This is a genomic window from Zobellella denitrificans (assembly GCF_002407485.1).
Taxonomy (GTDB): Bacteria; Pseudomonadota; Gammaproteobacteria; order Enterobacterales; family Aeromonadaceae; genus Oceanimonas; species Oceanimonas denitrificans.
The window spans coordinates 642599-655815 of record NZ_CP012621.1 but is presented as its reverse complement, the minus strand read 5'-3'; the positions used below and the strand labels follow the sequence as shown (position 1 = coordinate 655815).

At 66.2% G+C, this 13217-nt stretch carries 14 protein-coding genes; 3 read left to right on the top strand and 11 right to left on the bottom strand.

The features are described 5' to 3' along the window. Nucleotides 1–2 precede the first annotated feature (2 nt). Both pyrI and AN401_RS03095 read left to right on the top strand, forming a co-directional pair. Nucleotides 3–461 (top strand): aspartate carbamoyltransferase regulatory subunit, encoded by a 459-nt coding sequence (pyrI, locus tag AN401_RS03100; protein WP_094039280.1) that lies wholly within the window; start codon nucleotides 3–5, stop codon nucleotides 459–461. Nucleotides 462–565: 104 nt separating this feature from the next. Next, the gene (locus AN401_RS03095) at nucleotides 566–778 is read left to right on the top strand and encodes a hypothetical protein (protein ID WP_094039279.1); all 213 of its coding nucleotides are present in this window, start codon (nucleotides 566–568) and stop codon (nucleotides 776–778) included. 83 nt (nucleotides 779–861) lie between these two features. Here AN401_RS03095 and AN401_RS03090 read toward each other — a convergent pair whose 3' ends face one another. The 10 genes from AN401_RS03090 to AN401_RS03045 form a co-directional block, all read right to left on the bottom strand. Beyond that, on the bottom strand, nucleotides 862–1194 hold the full coding sequence (locus AN401_RS03090; protein WP_198401796.1) for an SDR family oxidoreductase: 333 nt from the start codon (nucleotides 1192–1194) through the stop codon (nucleotides 862–864). 6 nt (nucleotides 1195–1200) lie between these two features. Beyond that, nucleotides 1201–1722 carry a GNAT family N-acetyltransferase gene (locus AN401_RS03085; protein WP_094039278.1) on the bottom strand — a complete coding sequence of 174 codons (522 nt, stop codon included), beginning with the start codon at nucleotides 1720–1722 and terminating at the stop codon, nucleotides 1201–1203. A gap of 149 nt (nucleotides 1723–1871) precedes the next feature. Beyond that, entirely contained in the window at nucleotides 1872–3005 is a 1134-nt protein-coding gene (locus tag AN401_RS03080; RefSeq protein WP_096778512.1) for a DcaP family trimeric outer membrane transporter, read from the bottom strand. A 160-nt stretch (nucleotides 3006–3165) separates the two neighbouring features. Beyond that, complete coding sequence (locus AN401_RS03075) at nucleotides 3166–4557, bottom strand: MFS transporter (RefSeq protein ID WP_096778511.1); 1392 nt, start codon at nucleotides 4555–4557, stop codon at nucleotides 3166–3168. A 357-nt stretch (nucleotides 4558–4914) separates the two neighbouring features. Next, entirely contained in the window at nucleotides 4915–5943 is a 1029-nt protein-coding gene (gene dmpG / locus AN401_RS03070) for a 4-hydroxy-2-oxovalerate aldolase (RefSeq protein WP_096778510.1), read from the bottom strand. A gap of 13 nt (nucleotides 5944–5956) precedes the next feature. Beyond that, nucleotides 5957–6892, bottom strand: coding sequence for an acetaldehyde dehydrogenase (acetylating) (locus tag AN401_RS03065; protein WP_096778509.1), 936 nt, complete (start codon nucleotides 6890–6892; stop codon nucleotides 5957–5959). A 24-nt stretch (nucleotides 6893–6916) separates the two neighbouring features. Then, a complete protein-coding gene (mhpD, locus tag AN401_RS03060) occupies nucleotides 6917–7711 on the bottom strand; it encodes a 2-keto-4-pentenoate hydratase (RefSeq protein WP_096778508.1) in 795 nt (264 codons plus the stop codon). A gap of 17 nt (nucleotides 7712–7728) precedes the next feature. After that, the gene (locus AN401_RS03055; RefSeq protein WP_096778507.1) at nucleotides 7729–8592 is read right to left on the bottom strand and encodes an alpha/beta fold hydrolase; all 864 of its coding nucleotides are present in this window, start codon (nucleotides 8590–8592) and stop codon (nucleotides 7729–7731) included. Between the two features lie 38 nt (nucleotides 8593–8630). Continuing rightward, a complete protein-coding gene (locus tag AN401_RS03050; protein ID WP_096778506.1) occupies nucleotides 8631–9575 on the bottom strand; it encodes a 3-carboxyethylcatechol 2,3-dioxygenase in 945 nt (314 codons plus the stop codon). Nucleotide 9576: 1 nt separating this feature from the next. Beyond that, entirely contained in the window at nucleotides 9577–11247 is a 1671-nt protein-coding gene (locus AN401_RS03045; protein WP_096778505.1) for a bifunctional 3-(3-hydroxy-phenyl)propionate/3-hydroxycinnamic acid hydroxylase, read from the bottom strand. A gap of 338 nt (nucleotides 11248–11585) precedes the next feature. On the opposite strand from AN401_RS03045, the gene AN401_RS03040 reads away from it, so the two are divergent. Continuing rightward, a complete protein-coding gene (locus tag AN401_RS03040; protein ID WP_096778504.1) occupies nucleotides 11586–12512 on the top strand; it encodes a DNA-binding transcriptional regulator in 927 nt (308 codons plus the stop codon). 6 nt (nucleotides 12513–12518) lie between these two features. Here AN401_RS03040 and AN401_RS03035 read toward each other — a convergent pair whose 3' ends face one another. Continuing rightward, on the bottom strand, nucleotides 12519–13208 hold the full coding sequence (locus AN401_RS03035) for a pirin family protein (protein WP_094039268.1): 690 nt from the start codon (nucleotides 13206–13208) through the stop codon (nucleotides 12519–12521). Nucleotides 13209–13217 lie beyond the last annotated feature (9 nt).

Genomic DNA, 13217 nt, shown 5'->3' with positions numbered 1-13217 from the left:
ACATGATGAACAAGAGCCAACTGCAAGTCGAAGCCATCCACAACGGCACCGTCATCGACCACATCCCCGCCGGCCAGGGCATCAAGATCCTGCAACTGTTCGGCCTGGCCCAGACCCACGAAAAAATCACCGTGGGCCTGAACCTGCCGTCCAAGGCGCTGGGCGCCAAGGACATCATCAAGGTGGAAAACACCCGGCTGTCCGCCGCCCAGGCCAACCAGCTGGCGCTGTTCGCCCCCCAGGCCACGGTCAACCTGATCGAGGACTTCGAGGTGGTGGAAAAGCTGCAGCTGCAATTGCCGGAAAAGGTGGAAGGGGTGTTCTCCTGCCCCAACAGCAACTGCATCAGCCACAACGAGCCGGTCACCAGCAAGTTCAGGGTGCGGGCGGTGGACGGCCAGGTGCGCTTTCGCTGCCGCTACTGTGAAAAATCCTTCCACCGCGACATGATGGCGGTATAAGGATCCGGGCCCGGCGGATGCCGGGCTTTTTTTATCTCCCCGGCCGCGTCCCTCCACCGCCTATACTTAGCCTGTGCGGAGCCAACCCTCCTGGAGGTACGCATATGACCAGCACCGAGTTCAGGCTGGCGAACGGAGACCGGGTGCTCTTTCGCCCCAGCTACGACAGCGACGACGACTTCGTGGGCTATGAAATGGTGGTCGATCACCCGGATCACCACTGCGAGCGCATGGAGCCCGAGCGTCTCTACCTGCCCGAGGAATTCGTGGACCTGGTGTCCCACTACGCCAGCGACAACAAAACCCGGGTACTCTGATCACCAAGGGCGGCCGCGGCCGCCCTTTTCCATCACCCTGCAGTTGCCGGGTCGCTCCACACCATGCGTTGCAGGCGAATTCCCTACTGGGCGCAGTAGCCGCCATCCACCACATAGGTGTTGCCGTTGCAGCCGCTTGCGCCGTCCGAGAACAGAAAAACGGCCATCGCCGCGCATTCCTCATTGATCACGTAGCGCCCCAGCGGCACCCGCGAGGCAAACATCTTGTGCACCTCCTCCCCATGACCGGGGCTGGCCTGCACCTCGATGGAGCGCATCATGCGGTTGTCCACCGGACCCGGGTTGAGGGTGTTGACCCGGATGGCCTGCGGCCCCAACTCCGCCGCCAGGCAACGCATCAGGCCCACCACCGCATCGTGGATCCCGGGAACGGAGCCGCCGGTGAGGGGATACACCGCCCGTTACTGCGGCACTTTTGCATGTTCGTAGATATGCCAGTTCGCCCCCCGAAACTCGACCTCGCGCTTCAGGCTGGCCCCTAGCGCCCTGGCCAGCCGAATGGAGGCCGTGTTTTGGGCATGGATAAAACTGATGAGGGCGATGTCGGGCAAATGGCTCAGCCCGACCCTGTGCACGGCCCGGGCGGCCTCGCTGGCAAGCCCCCGTCCCCAATAGGCGGGCGCCAGCGCCCACTTGATTTCCGGGCCTGGCCAGTCGTTCGGATACCAGAAGCCGACGGTGCCCACCACCACGCCGCTGGCCTTTTCCTCTACCGCGTAAGGGCCATAACCACGCAGGCTCCAGTGGCCAATCATGCCGCACAGGGTGCGCCAGGTTTCGCCTTCGGAAAGGGGCCGCCCAACGGTAAAGGTGGTGGCCTCGGCGCAAGAATAGTAATGATGGAGATCTTGCCAGTCCTCCTCCCGAAACGGCCGGAGTATCAGCCTCGCGGTCACGATGTGCTCGGGTACCAAAAGTGTCATCGTCTTGTTGCTCCTCCGGAGATGGGGTATGGCGCCGGCGGCGATGGCCACCGCCGCCAGCCATTTCGGCCACGCCCACTGCGGCAACGCCCGGCCAGGCCCCGGAGGCCCTGGCCGGGCGTTTACCCCCAGGAATGGCGTGATGCCGTTCAGAACCTGTACATCACCATGCCCTGCAGGCGCAGGGCGTCCCCTTCCCGGCCGTCCTGTACCTGGCGGCGGTGGTAGCTGGTCTCGATGCCGTAGCTGACGCTGGCGAGCGGCGACCAGATATAGTTGAGGTGCCAGGCCTCGAATTTCTTGTTGGCGTCACCGGCCAGGGCGCCGGCAGCCACGGCGTCGTCCAGATCGGTCCGGGCCACCCCGTAGCCCAGGGTGATGTCACCAAGGCCCGCCGCCAGGCTGACCCCGGCGGTGGCGCCGCTGGCCTTGATGGTTTCCAGCTTTCCGGTCAGGGGATCCACATAGCCGGGCGCCGCCGGGCTGCCTTCCAGGTAGCCGCCGATGCCGTCGCCGTGGGTCAGGGCACCGCGCAGCACCAGCCCCGGCACGGGCCGGTAGGCCGCCTCCAGGTTCAGGCCCCAGCCGAAGGCATTGCGATCGCCGTTGCTCCCGGACTGGTAGTATTCCAGCTGGCGCAGCACTGCCGAGGTACCTAAGTCCAGGCCGCCCACCTTGCCCTGGTAGCGCAGGGTCAGGTCGGGCAGCGGATGCTTGACGCTGTCGGGCGCGGCCAGGTTCACCTTGCCGCCTAGGCTGCCCGGATCTTCCAGCGCCGCGGAAAAACCGCCCTGGCTATAGCGCAGCTGGGCCTGGCGGGCGGCGTTGCCCTGGCCCGGCTGGGGGGTGAAGTCGATGGTGGGGTTCATGCCGAGAAAACCGCCGAAGTTGGTCCAGGTCTGGCCGGCGGTGATGCCGCTCCATTCGCCGTAGGCATGGCGCAGGCGGAAATGGCCGCCGCCGTTGCCGAAGAAGTCCCCTTCCAGCACCGCCTTGACCTCTCCCTGCTCGGTGGCGGTCAGGCTGCTCACCCCCAGCCGGCTCTGGTAGGCGTGCAGGGTACTGTGGCCCTCGGGCCCGTTTTCACCATCCAGGCGGATATTGCCGCGATTGACGGTATTGCCCAGGTTGGCGTCCACATCATGGATGATGTCGAGCTTGGCATAGCCGTAGACGCTGGCCCTGGTGTCGCCTATCTGCCACTCGAAGGCGCCCGCGGTAGCGGACAGCGCCGTGCCCACCAGGGCGGCACACAGGGTGATGGCGTTGGATTTCATATCCATATCGTTGTTCTTCCTTTTTATGGGTCGTGGTTAGGCCCCGGCCGCGAGAAATCGGAAACCGGGGATCCCGGGCGGCGGCCTCCGCCGCCTCCGGTCAGCAATCATGAAAGGGGGGTACCTTGTCGGGCCGCATGGGACGGCCCTTGTCAGGACGTCGGTATCAGGACAGGCTGCCCGGCACCTTGGCCAGGGAGACCGGCTGTGCGCTCCGGCCCGGAGCCGTTTCCCGCGACCAGTACACGCCGATGGCGCTCACCAGGCAGAGCCCGCAGAACAGCATGGCGACGTACTGGGTATTGGTGCCACCGCCCCCCAGGCCGAGCAGGGTCTGGGCGATAAGCGGGGTGAAGCCGGCGCCCAGCACTGTGGTAAGCTGGTAGGTCAGCGACAACCCGGTGTAACGGGTACGGGTGGTGAATTTCTCGCTGATAAAGGCGCCCATGGGGCCGTACATCACCGCCTGGATCAAGGGGTTGCCGATGATAAAGCCGAGCAGCAGCAGCCAGGGAGAACCGTGGCTGATCAGGGCGAACATGGGCCAGACCATGATGCAGCCGATCAGGGCGCCCACCAGCATCACCGGACGGCGACCGTAGCGATCCGACAGCGCCGCCATCAGCGGGATGGTGAAGATGTGCAGCACGCTGGACAGGGTCAGCATCAGCAGGGCGTCGCTGCGGCTGTGGCCGATGGACACCGCGTAGGTCAGGCCGAAGGTGGCCAGCATCGACTGCATGAACAGCGGCGCCAGGCCGGCCAGCACGCCGAGGGAGATACTGGAGGAGGATTCCCGGAACAGCCGCACCAGGGGCACGCCGGTATGGGAGGCCCCCTCGGGCTTGGCCTCTTCCGCCGCCTTGGCCGCCTCGAACTCGGGCGACTCGGTCACGCTGTAGCGCATGTAGAGGCCGATGATCACCAGGATGGCGGACAGCAGGAAGGGAATGCGCCAGCCCCAGCTCATAAACTGCTCCTCGGGCAACAGCGAGAACAGCCCCAGCACCATGGTCGCCAGCACGGCGCCGGACGGACCGCCGGCGACCGCTATGCTGGCGCCGAAGCCCTTAGACTTCTTGCTCGAGTGTTCCATCGCCAGCAGGGTGGCACCGGCCCACTCGCCGCCCACCGCCAGGCCCTGGATCACCCGCAGCACCACCAGGGTGATGGGCGCGGCCACGCCTATGGTCTCATAGGTGGGCAGCAGGCCGATCACCACCGACACCACCCCCATCACCATCAGGGTGATGAACAGCACCAGCTTGCGCCCCACCTTGTCGCCGTAGTGGCCGAACAGCAGGCCACCCACCGGACGGGCCACGTAGCCCGCCGCCAGGGTCAGGTAGGACAGCATCAGCCCCACGCCGGGCTCCAGCTCGCCGAAGAACAGCACCGGGAACACCAGGCTGGCGGCGGCGGCGTACAACAGGAAGTCGTAGAACTCCACCGTGGAGCCCAGGTAGCTGGAGATGATGGCCCGGCGGCTTTCCTTGCGCTGCTGCCGGGGATCCTTGGTGCCGTCGCCAGGACGGGCTTGATGGGTTGATATTGACATTGACTCTCTCCTCCTAGAGTTGACCGGTTCGGCCATGCTTTCCTGCTTGTCTCCACACAACGGAGACATTTGGCAAACAAGTTATTTACCTTGATGAAACACTCGCAGTGTAAAAACGGGACGGCCAGCGAACAACGAAAAACGGCCACAGGGTGCACTATGTGCACTTCATTGTTTTTTAAGTGTTTTTAAGAGAATTCGAAAGGGAATCGAGTGAAGCCTTTGCGTCGCCGGACAGGGGGACGCACACCCCGGCACACCGCCGCCGGCGCACGCAAAACCAAAAAAGCCCGGGCCTGCGGCTCCACTTGGGAGCCGCAGGCCCGGGCCCATCGTCCGCCAGAGGCGTGGTCCGGCTTACCCCTGGCGCGCCGCCAGCATGTCCAGGGCGACGTCCACTATCATGTCTTCCTGACCACCCACCATGCGCCGCTTGCCCAGCTCCAGCAGGATGTCCGCCGTTTTCAGGCCGTAGCGCTGGGCCGCCGTTTCGGCGTGGCGTAAAAAGCTCGAATAGACACCGGCGTAACCCAGCGCCAGCGTTTCCCGATCCACCCGCACCGGCCGGTCCTGCAACGGCCGCACCAGATCGTCCGCCGCGTCCATCAGGGTGGCGAGGTCGGTGCCGTGGTGCCAGCCCAGCCGCTCGGCCGCCGCGATAAACACCTCGAGCGGCGCGTTGCCGGCCCCCGCCCCCATTCCCGCCAGGCTGGCGTCGATGCGGTCACAGCCTTCTTCCACCGCCACCATGCTGTTGGCCACCCCCAGGCTCAGGTTGTGGTGGGCATGGATGCCGGTCTCGGTCTCCGGCTCGAGCACCGCCTTCACCGCCCGGAAGCGGTCGCGCACGTCCTGCATGGTCATGGCACCGCCCGAGTCGACGATGTAAATACAGGTGGCGCCGTAGTCCTCCATCTTCTTCGCCTCCAGCGCCAGGTTGCCGGGACTGGTCATGTGGCTCATCATCAAAAAGCCGACGGTGTCCATGCCCAGTTTGCGGGCGTGCTCGATATGCTGGCGCGACACGTCCGCCTCGGTACAGTGGGTCGCCACCCGCACCACCCGCGCCCCGGCCCGGTAGGCGTTGTCCAGGTCGTGCACCGTGCCGATGCCCGGCAGCAACAGGGTCGCCACTTTGGCGTGCGTCACTTCCTCCGCCACCGCCGCTATCCATTCCAGATCGGTGTGGGCGCCAAAGCCGTAGTTGAAGCTGGAGCCCTGCAAGCCGTCGCCGTGGGCCACTTCGATGCTGTCCACCCGCGCCGCGTCCAGGGCCCGGGCGATGGCCCGCACCTGATCCAGGCTGTACTGGTGGCGCACCGCGTGGCTGCCGTCGCGCAGGGTGACATCGGAGATATAGAGTTTCTTGCCGTTGTTGATGCTCATCCGAAGTTCCTCCTCAGGCGTTGAGCTGGGACAGGGCCATCCGCTCGGCGGTGGCCAGGGCGGCGGAGGTCATGATGTCCAGGTTGCCGGCGTAGGCCGGCAGGTAGTGGGCCGCCCCTTCCACCTCCAGGAACACCGCCGTCTTGAGCCCGCTGAAATCGCCCAGGCCGGGAATGTGCAGGGGCGCCTCGGCCGGAATTTGCTCGAACTGCACCCGCTGCTTGAGCCGGTAGCCCGGCACATAGCTGCGCACCGCCGCCACCATTTCCTCGATGGAGGCTTCCACCGCCGCCGGATCCGCCGCTTCCGACAGCACATAGACGGTATCGCGCATCATCAGCGGCGGCTCCGCCGGGTTGAGCACGATGATGGCCTTGCCCCTGGCCGCCCCGCCCACCTGCTCGATGGCCCTGGAGGTGGTCTCGGTGAACTCGTCGATATTGGCGCGGGTGCCGGGACCGGCGGACTTGCTGCTGATGGACGCCACTATCTCGGCGTAGTGCACCTTCGCCACCCGGGACACCGCCGCCACCACCGGTATGGTGGCCTGGCCGCCGCAGGTGACCATGTTGACGTTGCCCGCGGCCAGATGCTGCTCCAGGTTCACCACCGGCACGCAGTAGGGACCGATGGCCGCCGGGGTCAGGTCGACCAGCTTGATGCCCGGCTTGTGCGCCCGCAGCAGGGCGTCGTTCCTGATGTGGGCGCCGGCGGAGGTGGCGTCGAACACCAGATCGATGTCGGCGAACTCGGGCATCGCCACCAAGCCGTCCACCCCTTCGTGGGTGGTGGCCACCCCCATGCGGGCGGCGCGGGCCAGGCCGTCGGAGGCCGGATCGATGCCGACCATGACGCCCATCTCCAGCTGTTTGCCCTGGCGCAAGATCTTGATCATCAGGTCGGTGCCGATATTGCCCGAACCGATGATGGCCGCTTTCAGTTTTTTCATTTCCTCTTCCCCTCTGTATTGGGTTCAGTTCCGGCCGAAGTTCACGGCCACCTGGCCGATGCCCTCGATATGAGCTTCAAAGCGATCCCCCGCCGCCACCGGCGCCATGGGCCCCAGGGCCCCGGTCAGGATCAGGTCGCCGGCGCGCAGCGGCTCGCCCAGCCGGCTCATGGTGCGCGCCAGCCAGACGGCGGCGTTGAGCGGATGGCCCAGGCATTCGGCACCGCTGCCGGCGGACACTTCCTCGCCGTTGCGGGTCATGCGCATGCTGGCGGCACGCAGATCCAGGCCGTCCGGCCGGCGAGCCGGGCCGCCCAGCACGAACAGGCCGCTGGAAGCGTTGTCGGCCACGGTGTCGACGAAGCGGATGTCCCAGTCGCGCACCCGGCTGCCGACGATCTCCAGCGCCGGCAATACCCAGCCGGTGGCGGCCAGCAGCTCGGCGAAGGTGGTGTCGGCCGCCGGCAGATCCCGATCCAGGATCAGGGCGATTTCCGCCTCTATCTTGGGTTGCAGCACCCGGCCGAAGGGCACCGTTTCGTTGTCGCCGTAGCCCATGTCGGCGAACAGGGTGCCGAAGTCGGGCTGGTCCACTCCCAGTTGCTGCTGCACCTTGGGGTTGGTCAGGCCGATCTTGCGGCCGACCACCCGCCGCCCGCCGGCCACGCCCTGGGCCACGTTGATGCGCTGGATGGCGTAGGCCGCCTCGGCGTTGCCCTCGCCGATCTGCTCGCGCAGCGGCGCCAGGGGCCGGCCCTCGGCCTCGGCCCGGCGCAGGGCGCCGGCCAGTTGTTCCAGGCTTTCTTGATTCGGGTTCATCGTTTCTCTCTCGGCATTCAGTGGGTCAGGAAGTCCAGCACCATGCGGTTGAACTTGTCGGCGTGTTCCCACTGGGCCCAGTGGCCGCAGCGGTTGAACAGGTGCAGCTCGGCGTTGGGCAGGCCGGCCACCAGGCGCAGGCCGGTGTCCATGGGCACGAAGCGATCCTGCCGGCCCCAGATCACCAGGGTCTCGGCGGTAATTTCCCCGAGTCGCGGGCTGAAGTCCGGGAACTGCCTGGGGTTGGCCTCGATGCTCTTGACGAAGTTCTCCAGGTGATCCCGGCGCGCCAGCATGTTGTCGAGCCGGGCCTGGAACAGCTCCTCGGTGAGATCCGAGGTGTCGTAGACGAAGATGTCCATCATCGCCTTGAGGTTGTCGATGGTCGGGGCGCGGTAGAGCCCCTGCAGGCGCTTGATGCCCTCGGTGGGCATGGGGGTGAACAGGCTGGCGCCGCCGGTGCCGCCGCCCATCAGGATCAGCTTGCCGAGGCGCGCCGGATAACGCAGGGCGAAGGCCACGGCGCTGTGACCACCCATGGAGTTGCCAATGATGTCCACCCTTTCGATATCGAGGGCGTCCAGCAACCCCTTGAGGGCGGTGGCGTTGAGATCGGAGCGGGAGCCCTCGCAGACGATGCTGTCGCTCTTGCTCCAGCCCGGGCAGTCCAGCAGTATCACCCGGAAACCGGCGTCCACCAGGGGGGCGACGTTGCGGTTGAAGTTGGCCCAGCCGCTGGCGCCGGGACCGGAGCCGTGCAGCATGACCACCACCCGCTCGCCCTGGCCGCAGTCGTTGTAGTGCAGTTGCAGGTCGAGCTCGCCTTCCCGGATGCGGACGAAACGGCTGGTGGCGGCTTCGGTAAGATGTTGGCTTGTCATAGTCTGGTTCCTGTTGTCATGGTAATGAGGAAAAAGGATCAACGCAGCGGGGCCGCGCTGATCGAGCCGAAGCCGGCAATCCACTCGGGGATGGCGCGGTAGTAACCGTGGTCCACCCCATAGGGACCGTAGGCCGAGAGCGCGGCGAAGGCCGCCACCCAGGTCTTGACCTCGTTGGCCGACTTGCCGGCCAGGGCCGATAGATCGTCGTTGCCGAGCCCGTCCAGCTCGGACAGGCGGCCTTCCGCCAGGGTGGCCATAAACTGCCGATCCCACTCGGGATTGAGCGGGTACAGGCTGTGCTGGTCCTCGACGAAGCCGCGCGCCGCCGCGATCACCCGCTGGGTGCGGGCCTCGCGCTCCGCCGCCGGCAGATCACGGCCGCTGCCCTTGAGCCGGTCGGCCAGGTGTTCGTTGGCGGTGGCCAGCTCCGGCACCGGCGGCTGGTGGGACAGGCCGCCGGAGCCGATCAGCAGCACCCTCTGGTCCAGGCGGCGGGCAAAGCGGCCGATGGCCTCGCCCAGCAGGCGGGCACGCTGGAAGCTGGGCAGGGGCACGGCCACCGAGTTGATGAACACCGGGATCACCGGCACCCGGTCGATGCCGCCCAGCAGGAATTCCAGCGGCTGGGCAAAGCCGTGATCCACCTGCATGCGGTAGGACACGGCGGCGTCTATGCCCTGGGCCAGCACGCTGCGGGCGCAATCTTCCGCCAGCGCCTGGGGCACCGGCAGCTCGCCGGCGGCGGTGCCGAAGTCACCGATGGCCCGGGCCGCCATGCCGATGCAGAAGGACGGCATGATGTCGTAGAAGAAGCCGTTGTAGTGATCCGGCGAGAACAGGATCACCAGCTCCGGATCGAAGCGGGCGATGCGCTCCCGGGCGGCGGCGATGGTGGCGTCCACCTCCGCCACCACGGCGGGCGCGGGATCCACATGACCGATCAGCGGAGTGTGGGACAGGCAATGCAGATAGACGCTCATCTCAGGCCACCTTGCGCGCCGCGGCCGGCGCCTGTTGGGGTTGGTTTTTTGCCTTGAGCACCTGGCGCAGTTGCCGGCACAGGGGCTCTAGGGTCTGGGGAATGGCGATGCCGGCCACGAAGCGATCCGGGCGCAGCACCGCGATGGACGCCGGATAGCGGCCGAACCACTCCTTGAGCCGCCCGCTCTCGTCGCCGATGCGAACGACCCCTTCCGCCAGGCTGGCCTCGGCCTGCAACTGCACCGAGGGCACCACCTGAATAAAGCGGGTGCCGAGGCGCTGCCAGTGGGCCAGCTCTTCCGCGCTCAGGCCATAAGTGGGATCCGTGCCCCAGGCTATGACCGCGAAACGACGGCCGATGACCTCGTCCAGCAGCAGCACCTGCTCGCCCAGCCGCACCTTGGGTTGAATAAACAGCTTGCCCACCGGCGACTGCTTCAGCTTGGCCGTCGGCTCGACCAGCACCCCCTGGTGGTACTGGGGCATGGGCTTGAAGCGCATTTCCAGGAAGTAACGCTTGACCGGCGGTATGTAGTTGAGCAGCCAAGAGATGCCGTCGCGCAGGCTGGCCTGCCACTTCTTCGGCGGCGCCAGCACATGGCCGGCGGTGACCGACAGATCGATCATCGCCCTGGCGTGATCCCGGCGCTCCTGCTGGTAGCTGTCGAGCAGTTCGTCGCCGGCCAGGCCCTGGACCACCAGCGCCAGCTTCCACGCCAGGTTGCTGGCATCGCGCATGCCGCTGTTGTAACCCTGCCCCTGCCACACCGGCATGATATGGGCGGCGTCGCCGGCCAGCAGGATACGACCGCGGCGAAACTCGCCGGCCAGGCGGGCGTTGTGGGTGTAGACCCGCTGGCGGATGACGTCGACCCGGGTCGGATCCGGCAGCACCTTGGCCAGCAGCCGTTGCAGCTCTTCCGGCCGGCTCAGTTGTTCCTCGGTCTCGCCCGGCATCACCATAAATTCGAAACGGCGGATGCCGTGGGGCAGGGCCGCGGACACATAGGGCCGCTCGGCGTCACAGCACATGTAGATATTGGGGGTGCCCAGGGGATCGTTGCGCACGTCGATCACTATCCACTGGTTGGGCGCCGTCTTGCCGTCGAAACTGATGTCCAGGGTGCGGCGCACCAGGCTGTTGCCACCGTCGCAGGCCACCAGGTAGCGGGCGCGCAGCCGTTCTTCCCCCTGGGGACCGGCCAGCGTCAGGCTGACCCCTTCCCCATCCTGGCTGAACGCCTGCAGGTCGCGGGAGAACAACACCCTGACCTTGTCGAAGCGGGCCAGGCCGTCGTACAGCACCTTGTCCGCCAGGGGCTGGATAAAGGCGTTGCGGCGCGACCAGCCAAACTCGTCGGTGTTGGGCTGGATGTCGGCGAAGCAACGCCCCTTGGGAGTGAGGAAGCGCATGGCGTGCATGGGCGTGGTGTGAGGCAGCACCTGCTCGGCGAGATCCACCGCCTGGAAGGTACGCAGGCTTTCGTCGTCCAGCCCGATGGCGCGGGGAAAGTCGATCAGGGTATCCAGTTTTTCCACCACCATGACCTCGACACCGCAGTGCCCCAGGTAGTTGGCGATCATCAGTCCGACCGGGCCGGCGCCGGCAATCACCACGTCGGCGTCGAAACGGGCATGGCTGCCCTGGGTTGTATGGGTTGTTGCTGTCACGTTCTTCACTCCTGAATCGGTGAAACTTGATGCCTTGGGTCCGGCAGCGGGCAAGCCTTGCCCGTCGGCTCCGGCGGGCGGAACCTTGCTGTCAGGCGCTTGAATGGGTTGCTAAACTCGGGCCCGGGGCCCGGGAGCGGTCATCATGGAGGGCCGGTCAGGGCCAGCCCCGGCGCGGGTTGTAACAATCGGCGGTGTAAGCTTGCATAATTGTTTCTCCCTTGTTGCGTTCCTTGACCGATGGACCGAGTATAAAAAGCCCCCAGAATTGCGGCAATGAAAAACCGACCAGCCGTGCACTAAGTGCACATAGCTGTTTAACAAGGATTTTTTTAATAATGAGTAGCGAGAGCAAGAGCGATTACAAGGCGGTGCGCGGCCTGATCCGGGGCCTGGACCTGCTCAACAGCCTCAACCGTTTCGACGGCGGCGCCCGCATCGGCCAGCTTGCCGATGCCACCGGCCTGCACCGCACCACGGTGCGCCGCCTGCTCGAAACCCTGCAAAACGAAGGCTATGTGCGGCGCAGCGAGTCCGACGACAGTTACCGGCTAAGCATCAAGGTGCGGGAGCTGAGCGAGGGCTTTCGCGACGAGCAGTGGATTTCCCAGCTGGCCGCCCCCCTGCTCGGCCAGCTATTGCAGGAGGTGGTCTGGCCCACCGATATCACCACCCTGGACGTGGACGCCATGGTGATCCGGGAAACCACCCACCGCTTCAGCCGGCTGTCGTTCCACCGCTCCATGGTGGGCCGGCGACTGCCGCTGCTGCAGACCGCCGCCGGCCGGGCCTATCTGGCCCACTGCCCCGACACCGAACGGGAGAGCATACTGGCGCTGCTGGCCTCCCGCGACGATACCCAGGGCCGGCTGGCCCGCAACCGCATCTGGGTAGACAAGCTGATCCGCCAGACCCGGGCCAGGGGCTATGGCGCCAATTACGGAGAATGGGGCGAGGAGGAGAAAATCGGCGCCATCGCCGTGCCCATCCGCCACGGAGAGCAGGTGCTGGGTTGCCTCAGCCTGATTTATATCTCCAAGGCCATGGCCATCGAGGAAGCCGCCCGGCGCTATCTGGCCAGCCTGAGAGCCATGGTCGGCCAGATAGAGCAACAGTTGGAACAACAGGATGCCGAGCGGCGGGCGCAGCTAGAACCGAAACGGCAGGAGACCCGGGAGGATGGGGAAAGCCCGCAGGCCGTCGGAGAGGCGCAGAGGCCGGACAGCACGGCGCCCGGCACCGAGGACGGTGCCGGGCGGGATTAAAGCGGTTCAGGGCAGGTCGAACACCAGGGCCCGCACCGGCTGGACGGCGCTGAAGCTCAACCGCGCTTCACCGCTTAAGGCGGCGCCGTCGCCGGGGGCCAGCCGCTCACCGTTGACGCTGAGCTCCCCTTCCACCAGCTGCACCCAGGCCTTTCGCCCCGGAGCCAGTTCCAGCCCGGCCTCTTCGCCCTGCCCCAGCCACAGCTGGTACAGGCGGGCGTCCTGCTTGATGACCAGCGAGCCCTCGGCGCCGTCCGGGCTGACCACCAGGGTCAGGCCAGGCGCGCGGCCGAAGTCCTTCTGCTGGTAGCCGGGCTTGCCGCCGAGGGCGTTGGGCTCTATCCAGATCTGCAGGAACTTCAGCGGCCTGCTGTTGGACGGATTGAACTCGCTGTGCAGGATGCCGGTGCCGGCGGACATCAGCTGGAATTCCCCCGCGCTCAGGATTTCCTCGTGGCCGGAGCTGTCCTTGTGGGCGATGCTGCCCTCCAGCACATAGCTGATGATCTCCATGTCCCGGTGGCCGTGGGTGTCGAAGCCCGCCCCCGGCGCCACCGCGTCGTCGTTGATCACCCGCAACCGGGAAAAGCCCATCTGTGCCGGATCGTAGTAGCTGCCGAAGGAAAAAGTGTGTTGGCTGTGGAGCCAACCGAAGTTGGCCCTGCCCCGCTCATCCGCCTTTCTGATGCTGATCATGGCTCCTCC

Bases quoted from the DNA above. Each gene is read 5' to 3' on its own strand.
- pyrI (WP_094039280.1), top strand. From the start codon at position 3: ATGATGAACAAGAGCCAACTGCAAGTCGAAGCCATCCACAACGGCACC.
- AN401_RS03095 (WP_094039279.1), top strand. From the start codon at position 566: ATGACCAGCACCGAGTTCAGGCTGGCGAACGGAGACCGGGTGCTCTTT.
- AN401_RS03085 (WP_094039278.1), bottom strand. From the start codon at position 1,722: ATGACACTTTTGGTACCCGAGCACATCGTGACCGCGAGGCTGATACTC.
- AN401_RS03080 (WP_096778512.1), bottom strand. From the start codon at position 3,005: ATGGATATGAAATCCAACGCCATCACCCTGTGTGCCGCCCTGGTGGGC.
- AN401_RS03075 (WP_096778511.1), bottom strand. From the start codon at position 4,557: ATGTCAATATCAACCCATCAAGCCCGTCCTGGCGACGGCACCAAGGAT.
- dmpG (WP_096778510.1), bottom strand. From the start codon at position 5,943: ATGAGCATCAACAACGGCAAGAAACTCTATATCTCCGATGTCACCCTG.
- AN401_RS03065 (WP_096778509.1), bottom strand. From the start codon at position 6,892: ATGAAAAAACTGAAAGCGGCCATCATCGGTTCGGGCAATATCGGCACC.
- mhpD (WP_096778508.1), bottom strand. From the start codon at position 7,711: ATGAACCCGAATCAAGAAAGCCTGGAACAACTGGCCGGCGCCCTGCGC.
- AN401_RS03055 (WP_096778507.1), bottom strand. From the start codon at position 8,592: ATGACAAGCCAACATCTTACCGAAGCCGCCACCAGCCGTTTCGTCCGC.
- AN401_RS03050 (WP_096778506.1), bottom strand. From the start codon at position 9,575: ATGAGCGTCTATCTGCATTGCCTGTCCCACACTCCGCTGATCGGTCAT.
- AN401_RS03040 (WP_096778504.1), top strand. From the start codon at position 11,586: ATGAGTAGCGAGAGCAAGAGCGATTACAAGGCGGTGCGCGGCCTGATC.
- AN401_RS03035 (WP_094039268.1), bottom strand. From the start codon at position 13,208: ATGATCAGCATCAGAAAGGCGGATGAGCGGGGCAGGGCCAACTTCGGT.